Origin of the sequence: Paenibacillus sp. ACRSA, from assembly GCF_022346845.1 — a bacterium.
GTDB lineage: Bacteria > Bacillota > Bacilli > Paenibacillales > Paenibacillaceae > Paenibacillus.
On record NZ_JAKRNP010000003.1, the window covers coordinates 285,243 to 310,394 of the forward strand.

At 45.3% G+C, this 25,152-nt stretch carries 24 protein-coding genes and 1 other annotated feature; of the genes, 6 read left to right on the forward strand and 18 right to left on the reverse strand.

Features of this window, described 5'->3' with window-relative positions; genetic code table 11:
- Positions 1-186: 186 nt before the first annotated feature.
- The 7 genes from MH215_RS10915 to MH215_RS10945 form a co-directional block, all read right to left on the reverse strand.
- Positions 187-1,740, reverse strand: coding sequence for a 2-isopropylmalate synthase (locus MH215_RS10915; protein WP_239290174.1), 1,554 nt, complete (start codon positions 1,738-1,740; stop codon positions 187-189).
- Positions 1,741-1,891: 151 nt separating this feature from the next.
- Positions 1,892-2,244: a binding site (T-box leader), on the reverse strand.
- Between the two features lie 565 nt (positions 2,245-2,809).
- On the reverse strand, positions 2,810-3,871 hold the full coding sequence (gene tsaD / locus MH215_RS10920) for a tRNA (adenosine(37)-N6)-threonylcarbamoyltransferase complex transferase subunit TsaD (RefSeq protein WP_239290176.1): 1,062 nt from the start codon (positions 3,869-3,871) through the stop codon (positions 2,810-2,812).
- Complete coding sequence (rimI, locus tag MH215_RS10925) at positions 3,868-4,389, reverse strand: ribosomal protein S18-alanine N-acetyltransferase (protein WP_275446084.1); 522 nt, start codon at positions 4,387-4,389, stop codon at positions 3,868-3,870. Before rimI ends, tsaD begins: the two co-directional genes overlap by 4 nt.
- An 18-nt stretch (positions 4,390-4,407) precedes the next feature.
- Positions 4,408-5,256, reverse strand: a complete 849-nt coding sequence (gene tsaB, locus MH215_RS10930) for a tRNA (adenosine(37)-N6)-threonylcarbamoyltransferase complex dimerization subunit type 1 TsaB (protein WP_239290809.1) — start codon at positions 5,254-5,256, stop codon at positions 4,408-4,410.
- 7 nt (positions 5,257-5,263) lie between these two features.
- Positions 5,264-5,743: a tRNA (adenosine(37)-N6)-threonylcarbamoyltransferase complex ATPase subunit type 1 TsaE gene (gene tsaE / locus MH215_RS10935; RefSeq protein WP_239290178.1), complete on the reverse strand. Its 480-nt coding sequence runs from the start codon at positions 5,741-5,743 to the stop codon at positions 5,264-5,266.
- Positions 5,744-6,088: 345 nt separating this feature from the next.
- Positions 6,089-6,265 (reverse strand): H-type small acid-soluble spore protein, encoded by a 177-nt coding sequence (locus tag MH215_RS10940; protein WP_056694429.1) that lies wholly within the window; start codon positions 6,263-6,265, stop codon positions 6,089-6,091.
- Positions 6,266-6,269: 4 nt separating this feature from the next.
- Positions 6,270-6,566: a hypothetical protein gene (locus tag MH215_RS10945; protein WP_239290180.1), complete on the reverse strand. Its 297-nt coding sequence runs from the start codon at positions 6,564-6,566 to the stop codon at positions 6,270-6,272.
- 221 nt (positions 6,567-6,787) lie between these two features.
- Here MH215_RS10945 and ku point away from each other — a divergent pair, with 221 nt between their 5' ends.
- The 5 genes from ku to ligD all read left to right on the forward strand — a co-directional run bounded on the left by ku (position 6,788) and on the right by ligD (position 12,275).
- Complete coding sequence (ku, locus tag MH215_RS10950) at positions 6,788-7,696, forward strand: non-homologous end joining protein Ku (protein ID WP_239290182.1); 909 nt, start codon at positions 6,788-6,790, stop codon at positions 7,694-7,696.
- 314 nt (positions 7,697-8,010) lie between these two features.
- A complete protein-coding gene (locus MH215_RS10955) occupies positions 8,011-8,880 on the forward strand; it encodes a VOC family protein (RefSeq protein WP_239290184.1) in 870 nt (289 codons plus the stop codon).
- 202 nt (positions 8,881-9,082) lie between these two features.
- Entirely contained in the window at positions 9,083-10,180 is a 1,098-nt protein-coding gene (locus MH215_RS10960) for a GerAB/ArcD/ProY family transporter (RefSeq protein WP_239290186.1), read from the forward strand.
- 138 nt (positions 10,181-10,318) lie between these two features.
- Positions 10,319-11,278 (forward strand): ATP-dependent DNA ligase, encoded by a 960-nt coding sequence (locus MH215_RS10965; protein ID WP_239290188.1) that lies wholly within the window; start codon positions 10,319-10,321, stop codon positions 11,276-11,278.
- A gap of 106 nt (positions 11,279-11,384) precedes the next feature.
- The gene (ligD, locus tag MH215_RS10970; protein WP_239290190.1) at positions 11,385-12,275 is read left to right on the forward strand and encodes a non-homologous end-joining DNA ligase; all 891 of its coding nucleotides are present in this window, start codon (positions 11,385-11,387) and stop codon (positions 12,273-12,275) included.
- A 129-nt stretch (positions 12,276-12,404) separates the two neighbouring features.
- On the opposite strand, the gene MH215_RS10975 is transcribed toward ligD, so the two are convergent.
- Positions 12,405-13,316: a YitT family protein gene (locus MH215_RS10975; RefSeq protein WP_056694330.1), complete on the reverse strand. Its 912-nt coding sequence runs from the start codon at positions 13,314-13,316 to the stop codon at positions 12,405-12,407.
- 356 nt (positions 13,317-13,672) lie between these two features.
- Complete coding sequence (cls, locus tag MH215_RS10980; RefSeq protein WP_239290192.1) at positions 13,673-15,112, reverse strand: cardiolipin synthase; 1,440 nt, start codon at positions 15,110-15,112, stop codon at positions 13,673-13,675.
- 363 nt (positions 15,113-15,475) lie between these two features.
- Here cls and MH215_RS10985 point away from each other — a divergent pair, with 363 nt between their 5' ends.
- On the forward strand, positions 15,476-16,822 hold the full coding sequence (locus tag MH215_RS10985) for a hemolysin family protein (protein ID WP_239290194.1): 1,347 nt from the start codon (positions 15,476-15,478) through the stop codon (positions 16,820-16,822).
- A 160-nt stretch (positions 16,823-16,982) separates the two neighbouring features.
- Here the strand turns inward: MH215_RS10985 and MH215_RS10990 are convergent, their stop codons facing one another.
- From MH215_RS10990 to MH215_RS11030, 9 genes are all read right to left on the reverse strand, one after another.
- On the reverse strand, positions 16,983-18,575 hold the full coding sequence (locus tag MH215_RS10990; protein WP_239290196.1) for an alpha/beta hydrolase family protein: 1,593 nt from the start codon (positions 18,573-18,575) through the stop codon (positions 16,983-16,985).
- A gap of 48 nt (positions 18,576-18,623) precedes the next feature.
- Positions 18,624-19,724 (reverse strand): DUF1648 domain-containing protein, encoded by a 1,101-nt coding sequence (locus tag MH215_RS10995; protein WP_239290198.1) that lies wholly within the window; start codon positions 19,722-19,724, stop codon positions 18,624-18,626.
- Positions 19,725-19,746: 22 nt separating this feature from the next.
- Positions 19,747-20,142 carry a GntR family transcriptional regulator gene (locus MH215_RS11000; protein ID WP_239290199.1) on the reverse strand — a complete coding sequence of 132 codons (396 nt, stop codon included), beginning with the start codon at positions 20,140-20,142 and terminating at the stop codon, positions 19,747-19,749.
- 242 nt (positions 20,143-20,384) lie between these two features.
- Positions 20,385-21,464, reverse strand: a complete 1,080-nt coding sequence (locus MH215_RS11005; RefSeq protein ID WP_239290200.1) for an AI-2E family transporter — start codon at positions 21,462-21,464, stop codon at positions 20,385-20,387.
- A 231-nt stretch (positions 21,465-21,695) separates the two neighbouring features.
- Entirely contained in the window at positions 21,696-22,481 is a 786-nt protein-coding gene (locus tag MH215_RS11010) for an ABC transporter permease (RefSeq protein ID WP_239290201.1), read from the reverse strand.
- Positions 22,474-23,382: an ABC transporter ATP-binding protein gene (locus tag MH215_RS11015; protein WP_239290202.1), complete on the reverse strand. Its 909-nt coding sequence runs from the start codon at positions 23,380-23,382 to the stop codon at positions 22,474-22,476. Before MH215_RS11015 ends, MH215_RS11010 begins: the two co-directional genes overlap by 8 nt.
- A 32-nt stretch (positions 23,383-23,414) precedes the next feature.
- Positions 23,415-23,621: a hypothetical protein gene (locus tag MH215_RS11020; RefSeq protein ID WP_239290203.1), complete on the reverse strand. Its 207-nt coding sequence runs from the start codon at positions 23,619-23,621 to the stop codon at positions 23,415-23,417.
- A gap of 307 nt (positions 23,622-23,928) precedes the next feature.
- Entirely contained in the window at positions 23,929-24,444 is a 516-nt protein-coding gene (locus MH215_RS11025; RefSeq protein WP_239290204.1) for a hypothetical protein, read from the reverse strand.
- Between the two features lie 96 nt (positions 24,445-24,540).
- Positions 24,541-25,116, reverse strand: a complete 576-nt coding sequence (locus MH215_RS11030; protein WP_239290205.1) for a VanZ family protein — start codon at positions 25,114-25,116, stop codon at positions 24,541-24,543.
- Positions 25,117-25,152: the final 36 nt, after the last annotated feature.

A 25,152-nucleotide genomic window follows, 5' to 3' on the forward strand; every position in this document is an offset into this window, starting at 1 on the left:
TCCCCTAAAACCTTATCGTTTCGAAAACTACGCTGGTTTGGCTCCAGCTTAGTTACCCACAATTTATCCTGAATATGTGGATAACTATAATCACATCTTGACAAATTGAAGTGGTGACTTGATATTTTGTACCATCAATTCGACAAACTAATCAACACACCGTTCCCGTTGAATCAGAGCCCCTTTTTATACGTGAGCGACCTCTCCACTTTCGGATGATTCTGCTTTTAGTCCGGCAGCATTACATGCAGCCACATACGCAAGTCCAGCAGCCATCACGATATCACTGTGTATAGCGGTTCCTCTGAATTCCCGACCAGCACGCTCAACCGTAACTGCTGCCTCAGCATTCGCTTCTTCTCCTCCGCTCAAGGCATGAATCTCCATATCCACAAATGTGATATCGTCAGAGATGCTCTGACCGATCGCATGAATTGCCGCTTCTACAGGCCCACTTCCTACTGCGGAATAGGATTTCTCTACTCCACCTGCACGCATACGTACAGCAGCCATACGATCTGTCATGCTACCTGCCGTAACTTGCAATTCGATCAGCTCATAATCCTGAGCAGGAATATTCATGGTCTGACTGACCATCTGCAGCAGCTGGTCATCACTAACGACTTTTTGCTGATCAGCCGTTTCTTTGAATACATTGTAGAGTTGTTCCATTTGCTGTTCATCCGGCTCAAATCCATATTTACGAACCCGATCCTTCAAGGCATGGCGCCCAGAGTGTTTACCCAAAATAATCATGCTACGCGGAATACCAAGTGCTTCTGGATCCATAATCTCGTATGTGTTCCGATTCTTCAACAGCCCATCCTGATGGATACCGGATTCGTGCTGGAAGGCATTACGTCCTACGACTGGCTTGTTATAGGCAATCGGGAAGTGCATCGCTCGGCTGATTTGACGGGATGTCTCGTACAGTTGCTCCAATTTGATATTCGTTGTTGCTCCAAGCACATCACCCCGCGTTTCCAGTGCCATAACCAGCTCTTCCAATGCTGCATTACCTGTTCGCTCACCTACACCATTAATGGTTACTTCAATCTGAGAAGCCCCATTCGCAATGGCAGCCAAGCTATTCGCCACCGCAAGACCCAGATCATTATGACAATGGGCACTATAACGAACTTGGTCGCCACCTCTAGCGCCTTCGCGTACACGACGGAACATTTCCCCGTATTCATGTGGCAGTGCATAACCAACTGTATCTGGCAAATTAATGATCGAAGCTCCAGCCTCAATGACGACTTCAATCATTTCAATCAGATCATCCATTTTGGTGCGAGCCGCATCCATCGCTGTGAATTCTACGATATCGCTGAACTGCCTTGCGTATGACACCATCTCACGAGCAGTAGCCACAACTTCGCTGCGCGGACGACGCAGTTGATGCTCGATATGAATATCTGACGAAGAAATAAACAGGTGAATTCTGCGCCGAGCAGCATCAGCCGTTGCACGCACTGCTGCATCAATATCCCCTTTTACAGCACGGGCAAATCCACAGATCTCTACGTTCTGCAATTGTCTAGATATCGCCTGAACCGCCGCGAACTCCCCTGGGCTGGAGATCGGGAATCCAGGCTCAATGACGTCAATACCAAGAGAAGCTAGTTGATGTGCCAGTTCAATTTTTTGTTCGGGCTGTAAGCTCGCACCTGGCGCTTGCTCCCCATCACGCAGTGTTGTATCAAAAATCTCAATGTGTCGTTTGTTATTCGTTGTCATATATCATCATCCTCCATCAATAGGTTATGTCATGCCATTAGCTCTAGCGTGTACGTCGACTTACACACCAGATATAGTAATTTCATAAGCGCTTCTCATTTCTATACCCACCCTGCTGCCGGCAGCAAATACAAATAACCCGCCATCTCTATTAAGAGACGGCGGGTTATTCTCCCCTCCGCGGTACCACTCTTGCTTGATGGCTACGACTTTAAGCCGAATCACCATCCACCTTGTGTCTCCGTTTGTGATATTGCAGGCAAGTCGCACAGCCGCAACATGACAAACGGAGAAACACCCCATAACGGAGGTTAACCGTCGCTGTGTAACATGGACTTCGATCATCAACTACCATCAAGGAAGTATCGTGATACTCAGATCGCCTTTCCATGCCTCCATAGCTCTGTTCCCGGGCGAGATTCTAAGGAATTAGCCACTGCGTCGCACCAACCCGCAGCTCTCTGTGCGCCTCTTCCTTGTACTGCTCCCGTTCATTACATTTATCGAATATTGGATAAAATAAAATCAAAAAAGCCTGCCACCTCATGCATGTATGCAAGAGACGACAGGCTGTTCACCTTCGCGGTACCACTCTTGTTGACTTCTCCTATTCACTCGCGTAACTCCTGTATGTCTATGCACACAATAGAATCACCCGAAGCCGTCAGAAGCCCCCTCAGTTATTGCCAATCATCTACCGTCATTATATCCGGCATTTCAAGACAACGGCCCATTCACGGAGGCAACCCGTAACCATGTACTTTCGACCTTAATCGGTCTTCGGTTTCTCTATGCGAGTAACCGTGTTCCATCGTTCCGCTTCCAGGTGAGTTTCAGGTTTTCCGTCGACTGCGTTGCACCACCCCGCAGCTCTCTACAACCGGGAAATTCCTTACTGTTCCTGTTCATCGCGTTTTCTATTATCGTTCAGAAGAACACATTGTTTAAATTTGTAACTAATATACATTCTTCACATCCGAATGTCAACTGTTACATTGGAAACTTACGCATAACGCTGAGATGCCTCAGGGCATCCTTCATAATCAAAAGCGGACTTTTTGAACAGCCTCTATATGGATTGCACAGACCATTCCTCCAGCGATAACCCTGGATCGGCTTTGGCATCGAATTCGGAAATTTCTTCACGTTGCCATTTCAGGTACGCTGCAGCTCCAATCATGGCAGCATTGTCTGTACAATACACCATTGGTGGGATTAACAATTCAAGCCCTTCCCGTTCACAACGCTCCTGCAAAGCCGTGCGCAGTCCGCGGTTTGCCGCAACACCACCACACAACAACAGTTGTTGTGAACCATATTGCCGGACGGCACGGACGGCTTTTTCAACTAACACTTCAACGACAGCCTCTTGGAACCCTCTCGCCACAGCAGAAGCTTCCAAGGTTTCTCCGCGCATTTTGGCCTGATTCAGCACATTGAGTACAGCTGATTTCAATCCGCTGAGACTGAAGTCATATGAATCAGCTTCCAGCCACACTCTTGGCAATGGTACAACCTGCTCTGCTTCTGATGCCATCCGGTCTACATGTGAGCCCCCAGGATAAGGACAACCCAATGCCCGTGCCACTTTATCATATGCCTCACCTACAGCATCATCCCGTGTGCGGCCAATCAGTTTGAACTTACCTTCGGATTCCATATGCACAAGCTCCGTATGTCCGCCCGATACGACAAGCGCCATCGCAGGATATTTCAGTTCTTGTGTAAGACGATTCGCATAGATATGTCCTGCAATATGATGAGTCCCAATTAGCGGTTTACCCAGCGCCATTGCCAGCGTCTTGGCTGCAACGATACCGACAAGCAGAGCACCCACGAGTCCAGGGCCTTGCGTTACGGCGATGGCACTTAAATCTCTTGGACGAATACCTGATTCTTCAATGGCCTGTTCAAGCATTAATGTGATTACTTCCACATGTTTGCGTGAAGCCACTTCAGGCACAACGCCACCAAATGCCTTATGTGTCTCAATCTGACTGGAGATTAAGTTGGACAGCACTTCCCGTCCATCCTTGACCACTGCCACAGACGTTTCATCACAGCTCGTCTCCACCGCCAAAATGTAGCATGGAGCCGTTTGTGTTTGTTGGTTCTCACTCAGTTCCTTCATGAATCCGTTACGCTTCCTTCCTCTGCGCCGTCTCGGCCTGTAGACGGCAAATTCGCCCACATAATCATCGCATCCTCCATGTTGTCGGAGTAATACCCTTTGCGAATACCTGCCGATTCAAACCCTTTTTTCTCATACAAACGCTGAGCAACTAGGTTCGAAACCCTTACCTCCAGCGTCATCCGTTCCATGCCCAAATAGGCTGCCGTTCTCATCAGTTCATCCAGCAATCTCTCGCCAAGCTTTCGTCCGCGATAGGCCTGTCTTACCGCAATATTCGTGATATGCGCCTCATCCATAATCGTCCACATCCCGGCATAGCCGATCGCCGTACCGTCTATTTCCATAACCATATATTTAGCAAAATGATTGTTCGTTAATTCATTTCGGAATGCCTCTTCCGTCCAGGGCAGCGTAAAAGCTTCATGCTCAATCACCATCACATCAGGAATATCCGATAGTGTCATGAGCTTGAATTGGAGCGCCTCACCCTGGTCGTTTTCTATCACATTATCCATCCGCTCGCCGTACCCCCTTCACCCTTTTCGCAGTAAATTGGCTTCCGCCTCAGCCAGTTGGGTGTAGTTCGGCACCAGCGCATGAACATCATCGCGCTGACCTGCAAGCAGCGCGGCGGCGCCAAGGCGCCCGACCCAACGGCCTTCCAGCTCATATGGAATGAGCTGCAGCGCCGTATCTGCTGGGCAGCGCAGCGCAGCCGCAGCCTCAACTGGCCCCGCATCGCCGACAAGCCAGACGGCAGCGGGCCGCTCTTCCGGCGCCGCCTCCGCGATGCGGGCGGCGAGGGCTTCTAGCCATCCGTCCATCTTACGGATGGCATCAGGCTCAAGCCGCCGGGGCGCATCGCTCCCGGCGGAGGCGAACAGCGCGGTATACGCTTGACCGCGCCGCGCATCCACGAGCGGAACGATCCAGTGGACCGGGGCAGCCGACTGGCTGCCCTCGTCCGCGGATGGCGTTCCGCCAGCCCCTGCTGCGGCAGGTTCCTCTGCCGCAGCTTCGGCCTTGGCGGCGAGGCCATGATGCCAGCCGCCCCAGGCCATTGCCTGAAGGCTGGACACCCCGGCAACGGGGATGTCCCATGCCCAGGCAAGTGTTTTGGCCGCCGTCACCGCAATGCGGATGCCTGTGTACGACCCTGGCCCAATGCCAACGGCAATGCCGTCTAATTGTCCAGGCTGTGTTTCACTCGCAGCCAAGAGCTGCTCCATTACGGGCACAACATGCACGGAATGATTACGCTCTGCCCGTTCATTTCGTTCCTCCAGCAGCGTGTGATCCTCCATCACTGAGGCAGCCATCACCGCTGTAGACGTATCCAACGCCAAAAACCGCTGACGCGGCTTTTTTTGTAAATCTTCCATCATCTTATTAGACTCCATTCTGTCTGAACTGCCGGCATATGGCGGCATACTTCTCACCGTATCCATCCAGCGTAATCTTACGATCCTCCGGACCGATCGTTTCAATCTGTATATGCAGATGCTCTTCGGGGAGTAGCTCTGGGATAATGCTTGACCACTCCACCAGACTGACTCCGGTTCCATAGAAGTATTCATCTAGCCCAAGCTCATCCGCTTCTTCCAATGAAATACGGTATACATCCATATGATATAAAGGCAATCGCCCCTCATATTCCTTGATCAATGTAAACGTAGGGCTGTTAACTACACCTTGCACACCCAAATGCCAGGCGAACTTTTGTGAAAATGCCGTTTTGCCCGCGCCCAGATCACCATCCAGTGCAATCACCATACCAGCCATCGCCTGTCCAGCAAGTGCAGACGCGAGCGCTTCTGTATCTGAAATGCCATGGGAATCATACACCCACTGCTCATGCTCTTGATTCAATTTATGCCCCACCTTTGACGGCTCTGCCGCCTGAGTTCACTTTGAAGACTATTATATCGGTCACCTTCTTCCCCCGCAACACTTGCGAAGGAATGACGCTTGATATCCCCACTAAAATAACGAAAAACCGGCACCTAATGGCACCGGCCTCATCTCGCTCTCTATATGCGGCTGACCAACCTTGTAATAAAGCACGCTTAGTTAAAATCAGGGCATAGATATAATCAGGCAGACGTGATACCAAAAATCTGCTTGTCTCTTCTCCACGATCATGACCTATACCTGCACAATCGAAGCCGCCTCTACAGCACCCTTCATGCACTGAACGTTTACGACGCTTAGTTGCTACTCCTCCAGTCGATCCACACGAACTGTTTGCGTATTACCAGGGCGACTTCCTACCTGAACTGTAGCCATCCCATTGGCTTCGTCCACACTTTCAATCCAAACCGGATCCCCTTCGAGCGTAACGGCAATTGTATCCTCAGAATCATATATCGCTTTGGCACGCTTAACATCCATCATCTTATTCATACTCCCCTTCCGGATCATCGTGTGATTCACGAACCATCGTATCGGTTGTACTGTCCCCAATGTAACCATTATCATCGGTTACCTGACCTCCACCCAGCCCCTCATTGACCATGCGATCAATATCGAGCATGAACGATTCTCGGTCAAGCGGTAATTCCTCTGAAGTCACGGCCTCCCAATTGACAGATGTCGCTGGCGTGTGGAAATACTCGGAGCCTTCCGACGCTGCAAGAGGATAAGGTGAAAATGTGTGAGCATGGGCCTCCCCTTCATCACGTCCATTCTTCATGAGACACCTCCTAGGTTAAATAGTTACAATTGCTCATCCTATGACGAAGACCACTCTCCAGCTCGCCTGCTCTATGGATTGATCTCAAGGATGTTTCTGTTATCATCCCCCACTCTTGCTGAAGCATACTCAGCACATCATCCATGGGGTGAAGCGGTTAGCCGTTCACAGAAATGCCCATACTGATCCTATAAATGATTAACGGAAAGGAGCCGATATCCATGCATACCGTCTGGAAAGGCGCTATTAGTTTTGGACTTGTACATGTGCCTGTCAAAATGTTCTCGGCTACCGAAGACAAAGACATCTCCATGCGTTACATCCACAAAGTCTGTGGTAGCCCGCTTGCTTATGTTCGCAAATGTCCTTCTTGTGAAGTTGAAGTGCAGTGGGAAGAGATTACCAAGGGGTACGAATATGAGAAGGGCAAGTTCGTCCTTTTTGAGAAAGAGGAATTGGAAGCTCTCAACGATTCCACCAGCAAAACCATTACGATCCTCGATTTCGTAGATCTAACTGAAATTGACCCGATCTATTTCCAAAAGACATATTATCTGTCCCCCGATCAGGCGGGAGGGAACGCTTATCAGCTATTAATGAACGCCATGCGAGATACAGGCAAAATCGGCATAGCCAAGATTTCGATTCGATCCAAAAGCAGCTTAGCCGCTATTCGTGTGCTTGAGGACTGTCTCTCCATGGAGACGATATTCTATCCTGATGAGATCCGTCCCGTCTCACAAGTTCCTAATCTGCCCGAGGTACAGCAAGTCAATGAGAAGGAGCTGACCATGGCGAAGCTTCTAATTGACCAACTGTCTACCCCGTTTGAGCCTGGAAAATATACCGACGATTACCGAGGCAAATTGCTGGATCTGATCAATCACAAGGTTGCGGGTGAAGAGATCAAGATTGCTCCTGCCAAACCGGAGGCTAATGTAATGGATCTGATGGCTGCCTTGCAGGCGAGTATCGAGGCTGTTAAACCGATCCCTACTGATCCTGGTAAATCTACCGCCAAGCCGAAGAAACGCGCACCGAAAAAAACGGCCATTCAAGCTGCGGCTGGAGGAGAAAACGACACCCCTGCTGCGCCTGCGAAAAAGAGAAAAACGACTCCGAAGACATAGCTCATGTCTTCTCAATCAGAACTCATTAAATCCGGCGCTACAGCCGGATTTATGTTTTGTAGGAGATGAAATCACACGGATTAATCGATATTTATCATTTGACGAAAGTCGATTTATATTTTATATTAACTTATGAAAAGTAACTTATTTGCGATTTTAAAGTCAGCTTGATCTTTAATTGCATAAACGTCCAAACATCCATTGCAATCTTATAATCCATTCAATTCTAATTATGAACCCATAATAACTATGAATTCTTACAACCCCTTAGTGGCTAAACACAAAAATCATATTTTATTTCAGGAGGTAACGACATGACTCAACCTTATCAAATTCCTGCTACTACCCATCTGGGTGAAGTTAGTCTGAGAATCAGCAATCTGGAGCGCTCCATTGAATTTTATACGCAAGTGGTAGGTTTGAAACTGCTGGAACGGAAGGATTCTGTCGCCACGTTTACCGTAGATGGACAGCATTCACTCTTGCGTCTTGAGGAAATTCCTAACGCAGTGACTATGCCTGAACGTTCATCCGCTGGTTTGTATCATTTTGCTATCCTATTGCCTGATCGCAAGTCTCTCGGGTTAGCTCTGCGCAACCTCGCTGCATCCGGTATTGAGATTGGACAAGGGGATCACCTTGTTAGTGAAGCACTGTATATCTCTGATCCGGACCTTAATGGTATTGAAATCTATGCCGACCGCCCTCGCGATACATGGCAACGTGACGCAGATAACAACTACATCATGGGAACCAATCCAGTTGATGTTCAAGGTCTGTTTGACCTATCTGCGAATGAAACTTGGGAAGGTCTTCCGGTAGGTACTGTCATTGGTCATGTGCATTTCCACGTACGTAGTTTGGAAGAATCCCGCCGCTTCTATCATGGTGTACTTGGTTTCGATATCGTCGGCAACTTTGCCAACATGTCAGCACTGTTCATCTCTGCAGGCGGATACCATCATCATATCGGACTTAATATTTGGGCAGGCTCAGAAGCACCTGTGAATCCTAGCCATGCTACAGGTATTGAATACTTTACGATTGTATACTCCAGCCAAGAGGAACGTAACCAAGCTGTAGAACAGTTACGTGAAGCCGGAGCGACATTAACACAACAAAACGATGTCTACTTTACAGTCGATCCACAGCAGATTCACATTCGTCTGACAGTAGAGAATTAAGTTTCGCATCCTGATCAATTTCCTCTATACAATCTAGAATCCCGAACATACGATGCCTTCCTTTACTCGGAGGGCTTCCATGATGTTCGGGATTTTCTATTCATGATGATGTTATACGTCAAGCCTGCCTTATAAATATGGTTCTTTTCGTGCATCCTATCCACATGCTCAAGACAACGAAGATACTCGAAGGAGATAACATATGATTGAGAAGGGAAGGTTGAACGTCAGGCAACTTGCCATTCTATTGTTCCTATGTACGATTGGCGAACAGATTCTCGTATTCCCCTCCATGATTACTTCCTACGCACAGGAAGACGCATGGTTATCAGCGTTACTTGGCGTTGGGGGTGGGATGGGAGTATTAATCATTTTTCTGGCAGCCTATAATCTTAATCCGCGGAGAAACCTAATTGAAAATGCACTTCAAACATTTGGTTCTTGGATCGGTGCACTGTTCAGTTGTTTTTATTTATTTTATTTTCTAATCAGTGCATCTACCTTTATCCGGGAACTTGGCGATTTCATGACCACTCAGATCTTACCTTCATCGCCAATATGGGCGATTGATCTGCTCTTTGTTGGTGCACTTGCATGGGGACTCATACAGGGGATAGCCTGCATAGGTAGAACTGCGGAGGTGTTCCTTCCTCTTGTTGTATTATTTCTCATTATTCTGCTTGTCTTACTGCTCCCTCAAATGCAACTGAGTAACATCAAACCTTTTCTCTCCAGTGGCATACTCGCTCCGTTGAAAGGCTTTGTCGCTGTACTGACATATCCATATTGCGAACTATGTATTTTTATGATGCTGCTCCCCTACACCAATCAAAAGCCTCATATGAAAAAGGATATTCTACTAACAGGCATGATTGGTGGATTAATGCTGACACTAACGTTGACGATCAGTTTGTTGGTCATGGGTTCTTTTCTAACACAACATTATTGGTTTGCCTCGTTTATGCTTGCACAGAAAATTAATATAGGCAACTTTCTACAGCGAATGGAAGCTTTTATCGCATGTGTATGGATTATCGCTGTTTTTTTCAAAGCCATTTTGTTTTTTTACGGATTTATCTTAGGAACTGCTCACCTATTCCGATTGTCCAGCTACCGCTCACTCATCTTACCGAGCGCATTGATCATTTTTAGTATGTCTATCCTTATAGCGCCAAACGAAACTTACTATCTCAAAGTCGTCATTCCTTATTGGATCGACTGGGATCTTACGTGTGGAATTGCTCTTCCGCTACTTCTTATTCTTGTACATAAACTCCGAGCCCGTTCGTCAAAAATATAAACATGATCCCTTTACGTACATGTTCAAAAGCGGCTTTTGGCTAAATCCCATATTCGACGCTGAGATGTCATCAGGCATCCTTCGTAATCCAAAGCGCGCTGTTTCGAACAACCTCTTTTAGGAAAGGAGCCCATATACATGTTCACTCCGATCACTCCCTTTGAACCCATCTCAAGCCTTACTCTACCTACAGGATCTAATTGGATTGCCCAAATTAAATGGGATGGTGTTCGTATGCTTGCTTATGAGGATGGACAAGAGCTCAGACTGATCAACCGTAGACAGCATGAACGAACGGCACAGTACCCTGAGCTTGTTTTAAGCCGCAATATTTGCTCTGCTCCGTCTTACATTGTGGATGGCGAAATTATCGCGTTAGATCCCGACACCGGCAAACCTTCCTTTTATCATGTTTTGCGCCGTGATCGTATGAGCAAACCAGACGCAATCGCTCAAGCGGTTCAGCATATTCCGATCACTTACATGGTGTTTGATATCTTGTACTATGACGGAAAATGGGTCACTGATCAGCCTCTTGCCCAGCGCCAGCAATTGCTGCACCAGGTGCTTACTCCATCCTCTCATGTGCAAGAGGTCACTAATATGTCCGATCCAGCGGCACTATTGACCGTTATGAGACAGCATCAGATGGAAGGCATCGTGATTAAGGATCTTGCCAGTACGTATGGAATTCGGGCGAAGGATTCACGCTGGCAGAAAGTAAAAATTATGCATGATCTCTATGCGATGATTGGCGGCGTTACTTTTCGTAGTGGTATTGTGAATGCCATAGCAGTAGGGGTATACGATGGGTCACACTTTATTTATATCGGTCATGTGGGCACAGGTAAACTAAACTCGGATACGTGGCGCAAGCTTACTGCGGATATACAGCCTCTAATTCGGCAAACGAATCCATTTCACAACATCCCTGAACGCAGTGCAGAGACAACATGGATCGAGCCACAGATTGGAGTCAAAGTGCAATACATGGAACTGACCCATCACCGAACGTTGCGCCATCCAAGTATTCAGACGTTTGCCGAAGTTACAAAGGAGGATTGCCCTGCAAGTCAACTTATCCATGAAGAGCAGTAGAATGTGTAGCTCCATGTATAACGATTCAACTAAACGTTCACACAGATAAGAGATGGCAGCATAATCTGCCAATACGACAAATTTTGTAGGATAGGAGGCATATGCCATGGCACACACGATCAAAGGAACCATCATGATTGACGGAATGGAGATCACTGTGACGAACCCGAACAAACCTTTATGGCCGGAAGCTGGGGTGACAAAAGCCATCTATTTGCAAAAGTTAGCAGCACTTGCTCCTTATCTGCTCACCTATACCAGCAATCGACTCCTTACTACCATTCGGTATCCTCATGGCGTGGACGGTGAATTTTTTTATCAAAAGAATGCCCCCGAGCCGCTTCCAGCATTCGTACACACCTCAAATCATGAAGGCATTAACTACGTAGTCATGAACAAACTACCGGAACTGCTCTGGCTTGGGAATCTGGCATCACTTGAATTCCATCCTTCCCTACATGCAGTCGGAAGTCATTTACCTTGCGAATGGATGATCGATCTTGATCCTTCTCAAGAGGACGAGCCACGAATCATGCAGGCTGCCCAGATTGTAGGAGAAACGCTCACGTCCCTTGGTCTTCGATCTGTACCAAAAACCTCTGGCGCCACTGGTGTTCAGATTATTGTGCCGATTCGTCAGGGTGTCACCTTTGATGAACTAAGGGACATCGGCCATTTTGTAGGCAAGTATGTTACCCAGAAACACCCTAACCTGTTCACGCTAGAACGACTCAAAAAAGACCGCGGGGATCGTATTTATTTTGACTATCTTCAGCACTATGGTGGCAAAACGCTGGCAGCTCCTTATACACCGCGAGCTAAACCAGGAGGCACCGTCTCCACACCTCTCACTTGGGATGAGGTTCGTAACGACGTGTCCGTCAAGGATTATCATCTCATGAACATCGTAGAACGGCTCGCACACATGGGAGACCTCATTGCTGCTGTCGAGCCTCAACCGGTGGAGCTGATCATCCAGCATCTCAAAAAGAAATAGCCGGCACCCTCAAACCAAGGGTGTCGGCTATTGTTCTAACTACATGTGCATTTCGTCCGAGCACATGCGGCATATTGTCATTCAGTTATTCAGTTATTCAGCGATTAAGCGATTAAGCGATTAGGCTCGCTAATGGATACCTTTTTTCTTGAAACGTCCGCCCTTCACATCATGGATATTACCAATAGCTACAAAGGCTTGTGGATCCCAATCTTCTACAATCGATTTCAACTTAGCTTCTTCCAGACGGGTGATAACCACAAAAATGATTTTCTTCTCATCCCCACTGAATCCACCTTCTCCATCGAGGAAGGTAACACCACGACCAAGACGGTCTGTGAGCGCTGATCCAATATCCCGATATTTCTCACTTATAATCCATACCGATTTGGATTGATCCAATCCTTCGTTGACAATATCGATCATCTTCATCGCAATATAATAAGCAATCATGCTGTACAGAGCATTTGGCCATCCAAATACAAATCCTGCACCTGCAAAAATAAATACGTTAATGAACAATACGATCTGTCCTACTGATAATGGTGACTTCTCACTCAGCAAAATGGCAACGATCTCGGTTCCGTCCAGAGATCCACCGGAACGAATAACTAGACCAACACCCACCCCTAGGATCAATCCACCAAACACTGCTCCAAGCAGCGGTTCGCCTGGCGTTAATGCAGGCACTTTATGCAATAACGATGTCCCGATGGACATCACTACGATCCCAAGCAGCGTAGATAACGCAAATGTTTTACCAATTTGTTTGTAACCTAGAATTAGAAAAGGCAGGTTGAGCAAGGTCAGGAATATCCCGAGTGGCAGATGCGTGAGCTCTGAGACCATAATCGAGATCCCCGTAATCCCGCCATCGATAACGCCATTTGGCACGAGAAATACTTCAAGTGATACAGCCATGAGTGCAGCACCGACAAGTATCATTACAATGCGTTGCAGAAGCTTCAATGTAAACACCGAGCTTTTGACGCCGCGGTCAGCTGCCTTAGATGTTAATTCTTTCACTGTTACATTAGACATGGTATCCCCCCCGTTAAATCAGTATGTGAATCCATTTTATAAATCATTTAAATACTTCACAGCGGATCTACATACAGTAGAGCAAAAAATGAAGCTAGCTCTACACATCCTCTGGCTTATACGAGCACAAGCACCTAAAGGCGATATAAAATGGATTCAAGATTGTCTGCATTCCGGTTCACACTTCCAAAAGAGAGCAAAAGGGAGCCTGTTTTCCCGCAGACTCCCCTCCTTCGCCAAGACATGATTTATATATCTATTATATCATAAAAGATCAAATTTGAGCAAAACAGTTAGCAAAAAGAAGATAAATTCACAAAAAGTGAACTTATCTTCAGAAATCGGGCTAAAAACGGCTAAAGAAGCGGTGAAAGCATCCGAGAAAGCATTTCTGCCCCTTTTTGCCACCGTGATCGCTGCTGAAAAACCTTTACATCAATGGAGCTGCAATTTTCTAAGTCACGTTTAAAATCATGAAGCAAATGATCCATAGCCGATGACTCAAACAACACCGCAGTCAACTCGAAATTACAAAAGAAGCTACGCATATCCATGTTGGCCGTTCCTACAGTTGCAAGCAGGTCATCCACAATCATGACTTTGGCATGTACAAAACCCTTCCGATATTGATAAAACTTCACACCTGCACGAAGCAGTTCCTCCACATATGACAGAGAAGCTAGATGCACCAGCCGAGAATCCGATTGATATGGAATGATAATCTTCACATCCACTCCACTGACGGCTGCAGTTTTGAGCGCTTCATATAAGGCAGGGTCGGGAATAAAGTAAGGCGTCGTAATATAGATCCGGTTACACGCCACAGAAATTGCACCAAAACACATCTCCTGTATCGCATCCCAATCTTGATCCGGGCCACTGCTTAAGATCTGGATGCGCTCATCCCCACTGCAAATATGCGGGGGAAATAGTTCCGTTAATTGCGGCTCTGTAATCTGCTCACCGGAAGCAAGCTTCCAGTCGTTGAGAAACGTATTTTGCAGAAAATAGACGGCATCCCCTTCAATCTGCACATGGGTATCACGCCAAAATCCGATTTCTGGGTACTTGCCTAAGTAATCATCGCCAACATTGATTCCGCCAACAAAACCAATACGCCCATCCACCACCACTATTTTGCGGTGATTACGGTAGTTGACCCGGCGATCAATCGTAGCAATGAGCGGTGGCAGGAAATAGTGAAACTCCACGCCGGCATCCTTCAGCTTGCGAATAAAATTCCAACTCATCTTGTGGCTCCCGAGCCCGTCGCAGATAAAGCGAACATGCACGCCTTCTTGGGCTTTACGAATCATCACATCTTGAAACTTGGTACTAATCTCATCATCGCGAAAAATATAAAACTCCACATGTAAATGATGCTCAGCCGTTTCCATCGCTTGCAGCATGGCTTCAAATGCTTCTTCCCCATTCGTAAGCACCCGACTTCGATTACAGCCTGTTATCGGACTTTCAGACAGATGAGACAACAGATTGAACAACCGATGCTGATGCCGGAAACGGTGATCTGTCATCTGCTGCGCATCCTCAATGATATGAGCTTGCTGCCATATCGTTTCCTTAATCTCACGGAAAATGCGTGAGCCTCCTTTACGGAGCTTTTTACGTTTATTGTAATCCTGAGCGACGAAATAATAGACAACAAAACCGATCAGGGGAACGCAAAACAAAATAAATAACCAAGCTACAGCCTTCGCCGGATTACGAAATTCCAGCAATAGAATGGTACCAGCCTGAAAAATAAAAATAAGCAATATGATAAGCAGCCAGAACATTCAACTTCCCCCTCAGTGACAAAAAACATCATCCTGTTACACGTTCACTACATCATCTTTGACGTTTAAGTGAGCGACTAATCATAGATACCCAATGTTGACCCTATTCGTAACGGTTTGCATAGATAAAACTTTACATACGCACACTAACACTAGGATTGAAACGGAAAACAACGTGTATATTATGACAGTGATAGGTTAAACATATCCATCCAAGATCTGTGAAAGTGGCGGTACAGCGCCATTCATAGCGTTTTCAGTTCCAAATACTTCCTCTATGTATAAGCTAAAGGTGGTCTTCTTACGTAAAATTAGATATAATAATCGTTAAAAACTTATTACTCAAAGGAGAAGAATATTGTAATGGACAGTGACGGGTATGCGTTAAAATTATTTATGATTGCGTTTTTGATAGGATTATCAGCTTTCTTTGTAGCGGTGGAATTTGCCTTAGTGCGGGTACGACCAAGCCGGATTGATCAAATGGTTGCCGAAGGGAACAAGCGTGCCTTAGCGGTGAAACAAGCAGTGGCTAATCTGGATGGATACTTGTCCGCCTGCCAGCTCGGCATTACAATCACCTCTCTGGGACTCGGCTGGCTCGGTGAACCAACCGTAGAGAAGCTGCTACATCCTTTATTCGAAAGTTTGCAATTGCCTGAGTCGCTATCATCTTTCTTATCGTTTATTATCGCATTTATTGCCATTACATACTTGCACGTTGTAGTCGGCGAGCTTGCACCCAAAACGATTGCGATTCGCAAAGCCGAAACGGTCGCGCTACTAACGTCAACACCGATCATCTGGTTTAACCGTATTATGTATCCATTTATCTGGTTGTTGAACGGCTCTGCCAATCAGCTCGTCAAATTATTCGGTATTAAACCAGCTTCTGAGCATGAAGACGCACACTCGGAGGAAGAGCTACAGATTATCATTAACGAAAGTTTCGAGAGTGGTAAGATCAATCAAGCGGAATTCGGATATGTAAGTCGGATCTTTGCTTTTGATGAAATGTTAGCTAAAGAAATTATGGTACCTCGGACCGATATGGTCTGCCTTTATTTAAATAAATCGAATCAAGAAAATCTAGATATTATTCGTGAAGAACAATATACTCGTTTTCCTGTTGTAAATGAGAGCAAAGACGATATCATCGGAATTATTAACACCAAGCAATTTTTCCTAGAGTTGTATGGTAATGATGAACCTGTTGACCTGTCCTCCCTCATCCAGCCCGTATCGGCTGTCCATGAGACAACACCTGTCAAAGACCTGCTAAAGAAAATGCAAAAGGATGGCGTACATATCGCCGTATTGGTCGATGAGTATGGTGGGACGTCGGGGATTGTTACCATTGAGGATGTACTTGAGCAGATCGTCGGCGAGATTCGCGATGAATTCGATGCTGACGAAGTTGAAGACATTCAGATCATCAATGAACAATATGTCATTATGGATGGTAAAGTATCCTTGTCGAAAGTGAATGATATGTTCTTATCCAACCTCGATGCGGATGAATGGGATACCATTGGTGGTTGGTTATACAGCCATCGTCCAGAGATGAACGAACAGGAAGAATACGAATACGAGAATCTCACGTTTGTTCTTTTGGAAAAAGATAAAAACCGCTTTTACAAAGTTGCTGTCGTTCCGAAGGAACCCCTCGTTATGTCAGACTATGCTGATGAAAACGAGAAGGAATCCTAATTTAGCTAAAAGAAGCGACTGGGATATTTCTGATATAACTCGAAGAAGAGCACTTGCCTTTGCTGGCAAGTGCTCTTTTTTGGTAATGTTACATTCAGTAAGCTACTACTTTATTGTCATGCGACTACCGTTCATTTTTTTGTTATTGCACCAATACAGATTATTCGTTTGATCTTTTAATCCACTTCGCAATATCATTAATGATTGCTGGAGAGACATTGGATGGCTCAGCATACTCTGTGCCAATGGAAAGACCATCGAAAGTGGATAAAATATGGTTTACGTTAGGATAGCTTTTGAACGTAACATCGGAGTGCCCTTGAAGAGCTGATTTCCAGTCCTCGAATTGCTGCATAGACACCTGCACATCATTTTCACCCTGCATAATTAGCATAGGCGTATTTTGTGTTTTAGCTAATGCCGAAGGCACATAATCTCTTTGCTCATACCACCAATAAGCAGGTCCAAGCGGGAATGAGTCAGGCAGATGATCTACAGAATACGTAGGATCTTTAACGATGGCAGCAACATTCTTGTAAAAATCAGCCTGTAACTTAACGTTCTCCGTGTCTAAACCAAGTTGCTTCACCCGATCTACCAATTCATCTTGCTGCTCGATGAGCACATCTACAAAGCTACCACTTGGCGCGGCAAGCAGGATTGTTCCTGCAATTTCATTTTGTTTGTCTTCTTCAATGATTAGTGGCATTACGAACCCGCCTTGGCTATGTCCGGCCACATAAATCGCTGTAGTATCAATCTGTGGATTCTTTTTGAGGAGTTGGATTGCATCCGCAACTTGATCTACACTTTCCTGCTTTAATGTGAACTTAGGCTGCGAAGCTACCTTATACGTATGTTCATAAGTAACCTTATCATATCTTAATACAGCAATTCCTTGTGAAGCTAACCCTACTGCAAGATCACGAAATGGCTTCGCACCACCGATGGCAGCATCTTGATTGCTCGGTCCAGAACCATGTACGAGTATCACAACAGGGAAAGCCCCTTCTCCCTTGGGTAAGGTTAATGTTCCCGGCAGAGCTAGTTCACCCTCACCAATCGTAATCGCTTGTTCTGTGTAGGCAGATCGATTATCATAGCTCGGTTTTTGATAAACATCTGGTGTCGCTGCTGCAATGCGTAAGTCATCTACAAGTCCGTCATGATTCATTCTGACCGTAATACTCAAACGAGTAAGCTCGGTCTTAAACGTATATGTTACATTACGATGCACATTGTTGTTTTCTACGCGTTTCGCTGAGGCTTGACTTGTAATTTTGCCATTCTGACCTTCTAAGGAAGCCCATAGCTGGCTCAGTAACGTTGGCGTTAGCACTCCACTAACAGAGGTATGGATATACTTCGCTGCCTCCACACCATTGCCCTCACTCACAAGTGAAATAAAAATATCTTCGGGCGCTTCCTTTAATGCCTCTGTAAGAAAAGCTACATCTATCAAGCTAACCCCTTTAATTAGTTGTACAGGATGATCTAAGGGCACTGCCTGCCCATTCACCATCGCCTGTTTTTCTCCAACCTTAACTTCAATCGTAATGTCATTTTTAGTAATCGTGATATGTCCGTTTTTTTGCTGCCAAGATACCTCTGCTCCATTCATTTCAGCCACTTCACGGATAGGAACCTGTGACTGGATTTCATTAGACTCTGGAGTAGCTGCTGAAATAGATGTTGCGGGTAGGATGAGACATGCGGAAATAAGGGAAATCAATTGTTTTCTCCAATGGTTCACGATAAGAACTCCTCCTAATTATTGATTTATAAGTACATAGATGAGCGTTTATTGGCTCAGGGCTATGCTTACAACAACAATAGTGATGATGAACAAAAACAGAATCCAAGATGCTGGGCGAGCAAAATTAACCGTCCACCCTATTCCATATCTTTTCTCAACAACAAAAGAAGGATCATCAGGGTTGAAATATAGAAAGCCAAGCTTCCAATATCGATCGTCATTCACAGGTTGCTCCTTAGATCGCTGACGATCATCTTGATGATTACGAATGTTCCCACCACCTTGTCTGCCAGTGAGAGACAACAATACAGCGCCTATAATAATCACCACAGGGATGATAAAGCTAATTGCTAATAACAAGTTCTGATTAGGAACAAACATGTTAATTTGTATAAAGGCAAATAAAATCGTTAGAAGTAAGCCTGTAATGATTGTGAATAGAGACCATTTACGTCGAAACTGAATATTTTTAGTTGCAAATTGGACAGGATCAGACGACGTAAGCTGTTGCTTACTTGATTTAATACTCCAGTTCACAAACATCATAAGCACAATCATACCTAGCTGTATGAGATTAATAGCCAATACGGAAAGGTAGGTTTTAGGAACACTGGAGGTGACATTGCCCTGAAGGTCATATTTCATTGGAATCATGCCAGGTAATGCCTCATAGTTCAGTATCGAAATGATTGCAATAGCTACAATGATCGCAATGTGAATTGTAAACCAATAGTTGGAATAGGTGAGCTTATTTTGGCGGAAGGTGGTATCGATTTTAACGCTATGGGGTGACGTTTCAGTTGGGAGTGTTGCCTTTATCTTTTTCATCTTGAAATGAAATGACAAACTTAGTACTGCCCCGTACACAATAAACATTATTACGGCAACACCAGCAATCATTGCAGTAGACTCTTCATTGGCTGATTGAAGTGAATACAGACAGGCAACCATAATAATTCCATATCCAATCAGACTTAATGAGGCGAATGTACGTCGAAGCTTGCGTAAGGTAGGCGTGTAATAGTTATACTCACTTACCGTTACTCCAAAGCTAATGGTCTCTCTGGTCAAATATGGTGTAAACGAGAGAACCATCGCTAATGGAGCTAAGATTAAAAAAATAGGCAATAAGATAAATAGTTGCATACCCAACACTCCTCTATGTCATTTATTCTTCGCTGTGACCCTCTTTAATATCATCGTAGATTTGGGCTAAAACTGCTGCTAGCTGTTCCTTGCTCATACTTCGACAGATGGCTTCAGCAATAATGGGCCTTAATTCGCTGTGTTGCTTTCTCAGAAAATCATCCGTTAATTCAGGCATGCCATCGGGGTTGACTACAACTCCCTTTTGTCTATGTACTTGAATGTACCCGTCCTGCTTGAGTAACGTATAAGCTTTGTTGACTGTATGAAGGTTAACACCAATATCTGCAGCCAAATTCCGAACCGAAGGTAGAGCCTCCCCTAGCTGCAACTGACCACTAGCAATTCCTTCAATAATTTGATTAACAAGTTGCGAATAGATGGGAAGTTCAGACTGCATATCAAGTTGAATAATCATGAGTTCACCTTCTTTTTGTTATCTGTTATATATCAAGTATAACAGATAGAACAAGGTTGAGTAAAGGGTATCGAATGATGAGATTTGAATATGGGAGGGGCAAGTTACATAACCATTTCTAATGAATTCAGTCAGCCCTTTCAGATTTTCAGATACGTCAAAAAAAGCCGCATATGCATTGTTAAGGACAACTTACGCGACCCTTTACAACTTATATGCGGCTTATCTAATGAAAAGCTTGCTCACTCTACAGTCTCGGACTTTTCTTCCACGATTCGATGATGAATTCTCCGAACAATAATCTTAAGGATCATGTATAACGGAATCACAATAATCATTCCCAAAATATTTCCCAAGTCCGCACCTACAAGCAACAATATAACCGTCGTTAGCGGATGAATATCTAACTTCTTCCCATATACATATGGGGAAACAAGATTATCCTGAATTTGCTGTGCGATAACGATAATAACCAAGGACCAGATCGCCATGGATGGTGATTCAATAAAAGCCACGATGACAACCGGAATAGCGGCCAGAATCGCACCAACATACGGGATAAAGTTCAAAATGATGGATACCATGGTCAGTAACAGCGCGTAAGGCAAGCCTAGAATAAGGAACCCGATATACATCAGAATACCAAGTGCCACATTCACAATGACACGCCCTACTATATAATTACTCAGTGCATCATCAATCTCATGAACCGTCTCTTCGCCATCCTTGCGGTAATGCCTTGGCAATAATAACGTCAGATTCGTGCCAAACTTACTTCCCTCTTTGAGCATGTAATACAGCATGATCGGAAACGTCGCGAGAATAATGACGAGGTTCGATACTACCGAGAATAATCCAGCGACATAATCACTGACTTGAGTTATCCCCTGACTTAAGAAATCCGACAAACGTGAGACCAGATCGGAATCTTCGGGCAGATACCTGGAAAGGAAACCGTTCTGCTCTAATTCTGTGAGCTGACTGGTGAGTGAAGTAATCAACGTCGGTGTGTTCTCAATGAAATTCCACAGTTGCTCTCGCAGAGACGGCCAAACTATGACGCTGAAGCCTGCAAGAATCAGAGCAATCACAACATAAATAATGATAACTGACAGAGCACGCTTCATTTTGTGCCGCTCCATATAATCGACGAGCGGACGGAGCAAATAATAGAAAAATCCTGCAATCAGTAGTGGAATAATGATGATGTGAATCAATGAGGTTAACGGACGGAAAATAAAGTTTACTTTATCCCCCAAATAAACGATGAGCAGCAGCAAGATGATGGCTGTGCATATGCGATAAAACTTATTGTTTACCAAGAAACGTGATCCCTCCATGCGCTGCTCTGCCAAATGCGACTGCGGCGAAATATGTAATTACAACGTGTTGACTACAGCATGGACAAATTTTCACCTTCCAAGCCATGTCTGTTGTAACATATGTACCCTGAAATGTGGCTCTTGCCTCAGCCTAGACGAGTTTAACGGTTAAGAATGTCTTGTTAAATAGAAAAACTCATATCAAAACGAGCAAAAAAAAGAAGCAGGCGATTAGCCTGCTACATCTCTTCTGCTGAATACGACCCACGATATAACCATGAAGACGACATAGTATGCAGCCAACACGGCAATGGAAAAGCCAATAGTCATGCCCTCTGGAACGCCTCCGCCAATCATGTCAAAGACCGAACCTGAGTTCATGTATCTACTAAGATCCATGTTATTAAATAGAACATACTTCGCCCATTCATAACGCGTTGGATTGAAGATCAATGTAAAGATATTTTGCGTAAACATAATAAATAGCGATAATCCAATCGCCAGCGCTCCTGAACGAAAGACAGAGGACACCATGAACGCAATCGCCAGCGTGATAAACAAGTCAACGTACATATATCCCCATAATGTAAATACCTGTCCTGTGCTTCTAGTCTCAAGATCCGTCGTGAAAAGAACAGACGATATCCCCCAGGCCAGAAGAATCACAACGAGCGTACTCAAAATGCTGAACCCAATGACCGTCAAATATTTGGATAACAAAATCTTGCTCCGCGACCATGGGCGAATCAACAGCAGCTTGATCGTTCCCCAGGTAAATTCACCTGCTACCGCCTCAGCTGCTATGACGACACAGAAGATGGTGTTTAGAAAAAATACGATCTGAACGGTTGTGTATGCGGCTTCTAAGGCAGGCATATCGCTTGCTCCCATACCTTCTCTTAACAACACCGGTAGCAATAGCGCACTTAAAGCCAAAATGGAGAGCATAATCCAGGTTCGTGCACGACGGAATATTTTCATATTTTCATTCAATAATAGATTACCGAAACTAGCCAATACCTCCGCCCCCAGTCATTTGCAAAAATTGATCTTCTAGGGTATGGGTTACGTTACGGATACCATAAACCTGAAGCCCTTCATGCACTAATCTAGCGTTCAATTCTGGAATCTGTTCACGAGATACGCTAACTACGATGTTACTGCCCTGAATCGTTGCTCCTGGAATGAGCTCAGCAGCACGCTGTGCATCATTGACCTCGAAGGCAACTTCGATCAGAGCATCCGCTCCCGCTTCTTGTCTCAGATTCCGCACATCGATCAGCTTGCCGTTCTGAATAATGGCTACCGTATCACACATGAGTTCCATCTCTGATAATAAGTGGCTGGACACAAACACGGTAATACCTTCTTCTCGCGTGAGCTGACGTAAATAATCTCTCAGTTCCCGAATCCCTTGTGGATCTAATCCGTTCGTAGGTTCATCCAATACGAGCAGCTTCGGTTTATGTAATATGGCTTGGGCAACCCCTAAGCGTTGACGCATTCCAAGCGAGTACGTTTTCACCTTATCGTGAATCCGTGCGGTAAGACCAACCCGCTCAATGGTCTCCGCTATGCGCTCCTTCGTAATGCCAGGTGACATGCGGGCAAAATGGACAAGATTCTGATACCCTGTGAGGAATTTGTACATTTCAGGATTCTCAACAATCGCACCAACTTCTGCGATGGCCTTCTCAAAGTCCGTTTTCACACTATGTCCAGAGATCAAGATATCTCCCTTACTGATCGACATAAGCCCAACCATCATTCGGATCGTCGTTGTTTTACCTGCCCCGTTTGGTCCTAAAAAACCAAAAACCTGCCCCGGAGAAATATCCAGAGTCAGGTCGCTGACCAACGAGCGGGAAGAGATAATTTTACTGACGCCCTGAAGACGGACGACCGGTTCATTCTGCATTCCATTCCCTCCCTCATCGACGGGCTCACCATTCATGCCCGTTTCTCATATGAATTCAGTGTATCATAATCTTTAGTATATTGTCCTGTAAACTGGGCATTCTCCTGTCGCTTCGTCTGAACCTGACATGTTCCACAGCATCCTAGCGGCATCTCACTTCGATAAAATCCCGTGCGAAATACTTGATTGACTCCGCAACTCTCATCCTTAACTTGGTCTGAGTTACTAGCAACCGACACAATCCTCCCACAACTGACACAATAAAAGCGACTCGATTCGATCACTGAATTCATTCCCCTCACAAGGAGCACTGAGGTCCCTGTTATTTGTCGTTAGATGCTGAGAATTGATACATTTTGTATCTAATTCGTAATTTACTTGACACCGGGACTATTGTCAAGAGTATATCGGCTATAAAAAGGAAAAAACACAAAAAAAGCTCTATAAATGCGACAAAAGTCTCGCATTCATAGAGCTTCTTCAAGGACTTACGATACAATTCGGTTCAAACTATGGGCATATATCAAATTGAATAAACAACATCACCTATTCACTGCTCTCCTGTTGCTGATGCTCACCACTTGAAGGGTAATACCAGAGCAACACCCATTCCTTCCCATCTTGCACGACATAACAGGTTTGCACCATGTCGATCACACCAAATGTGCTCTTATATTTCATCGTTACATTCATTTTGTACGCTTCCGAGAATACCTGCATGCCGTCAATGATATTGACGTCGAATTCACGCTCAGGCTTCTCTATCTCCAGACCAAAGGTTTCCACGCCAAAGTGCTGCATAAAAATATGGGCTTTGGATTGCACATAGGTGCTCTTTGGGAATCGTTCCTTCATAAGCGGGTGAAACAGCTCCCATGAACTACCGAAATCACCTGTCTGCTCATAGCGATAAAATTCAGCAACAACTGCTGCCGCCTCATCAGGAGCATTGGCACGGAACAGATGTGGAACTGTTCTTACGATAAGCCATAACAACAATAGTACAATGATGATAAAGCCAATCTTTTTGAACATCTCATTACGTTGCCTTCTTCGCAGCATCCCTGTCCCTCCCTGTCCTCCTTCCATATCTATGATGGAGGACGGACAAGTAGAAGCTGCAACAATAACATCTGATTTCCTGGGAAATGGCGTTCATCACCGCTCTGAGCGCTTATGGATACCTCTTGATCTTAATTTCCGATAGATCGCTACGGCTGCTATCCATAACATCACACCGCAAAAGCCACCAATTAGATCTACTCCAACATCTCGAATAGAAGCTGTTCGGCTAGGATTGAAATGCTGAATGTACTCATCCACTGCGGCAATGACGGCAACCACAACCAGCGCAATCCCAACACTGGTTATCGTTTTTTTTCTTAGGTAACGCATCCCACAGTATACAAGTACACCCAGTACGGCATACACGAATACATGTGCACTTTTGCGAAATACAAACTCGGCAAAGTCTAACGGTCGTTCATTGAGTGAATAATGATGCTCGCCATAGGTGAACTGGATATCAGGCAATGCTAACAGCCACTGAATATCCCCAGACCATTGACGCAGCCACGGCTGAATCGTCTGCTCCTGATACGACTGTGCCGACATTGACCAGATGAACAAAATCCATGACACGATCATAAGCGCGGTAAGCAAGTATCCCCATTTTCTCCGCTTATGATGATGTCGCCTACGCCGTGAACCCTCCTCTACTAATATTGTAATCACCGCTTTCATCTCTCTTTCTAATGTTCACCAAACTCA

Excerpts from the sequence above, each read along its gene's own strand:
- MH215_RS10915 (WP_239290174.1), bottom strand. The coding sequence starts at position 1,740 with ATGACAACGAATAACAAACGACACATTGAGATTTTTGATACAACACTG.
- tsaD (WP_239290176.1), bottom strand. The coding sequence starts at position 3,871 with ATGAAGGAACTGAGTGAGAACCAACAAACACAAACGGCTCCATGCTAC.
- rimI (WP_275446084.1), bottom strand. The coding sequence starts at position 4,389 with ATGGATAATGTGATAGAAAACGACCAGGGTGAGGCGCTCCAATTCAAG.
- tsaB (WP_239290809.1), bottom strand. The coding sequence starts at position 5,256 with ATGGAAGATTTACAAAAAAAGCCGCGTCAGCGGTTTTTGGCGTTGGAT.
- MH215_RS10940 (WP_056694429.1), bottom strand. The coding sequence starts at position 6,265 with ATGGATGTTAAGCGTGCCAAAGCGATATATGATTCTGAGGATACAATT.
- MH215_RS10945 (WP_239290180.1), bottom strand. The coding sequence starts at position 6,566 with ATGAAGAATGGACGTGATGAAGGGGAGGCCCATGCTCACACATTTTCA.
- ku (WP_239290182.1), top strand. The coding sequence starts at position 6,788 with ATGCATACCGTCTGGAAAGGCGCTATTAGTTTTGGACTTGTACATGTG.
- MH215_RS10955 (WP_239290184.1), top strand. The coding sequence starts at position 8,011 with ATGACTCAACCTTATCAAATTCCTGCTACTACCCATCTGGGTGAAGTT.
- MH215_RS10960 (WP_239290186.1), top strand. The coding sequence starts at position 9,083 with ATGATTGAGAAGGGAAGGTTGAACGTCAGGCAACTTGCCATTCTATTG.
- MH215_RS10965 (WP_239290188.1), top strand. The coding sequence starts at position 10,319 with ATGTTCACTCCGATCACTCCCTTTGAACCCATCTCAAGCCTTACTCTA.
- ligD (WP_239290190.1), top strand. The coding sequence starts at position 11,385 with ATGGCACACACGATCAAAGGAACCATCATGATTGACGGAATGGAGATC.
- MH215_RS10975 (WP_056694330.1), bottom strand. The coding sequence starts at position 13,316 with ATGTCTAATGTAACAGTGAAAGAATTAACATCTAAGGCAGCTGACCGC.
- cls (WP_239290192.1), bottom strand. The coding sequence starts at position 15,112 with ATGTTCTGGCTGCTTATCATATTGCTTATTTTTATTTTTCAGGCTGGT.
- MH215_RS10985 (WP_239290194.1), top strand. The coding sequence starts at position 15,476 with ATGGACAGTGACGGGTATGCGTTAAAATTATTTATGATTGCGTTTTTG.
- MH215_RS10995 (WP_239290198.1), bottom strand. The coding sequence starts at position 19,724 with ATGCAACTATTTATCTTATTGCCTATTTTTTTAATCTTAGCTCCATTA.
- MH215_RS11000 (WP_239290199.1), bottom strand. The coding sequence starts at position 20,142 with ATGATTATTCAACTTGATATGCAGTCTGAACTTCCCATCTATTCGCAA.
- MH215_RS11015 (WP_239290202.1), bottom strand. The coding sequence starts at position 23,382 with ATGCAGAATGAACCGGTCGTCCGTCTTCAGGGCGTCAGTAAAATTATC.
- MH215_RS11025 (WP_239290204.1), bottom strand. The coding sequence starts at position 24,444 with ATGCTGCGAAGAAGGCAACGTAATGAGATGTTCAAAAAGATTGGCTTT.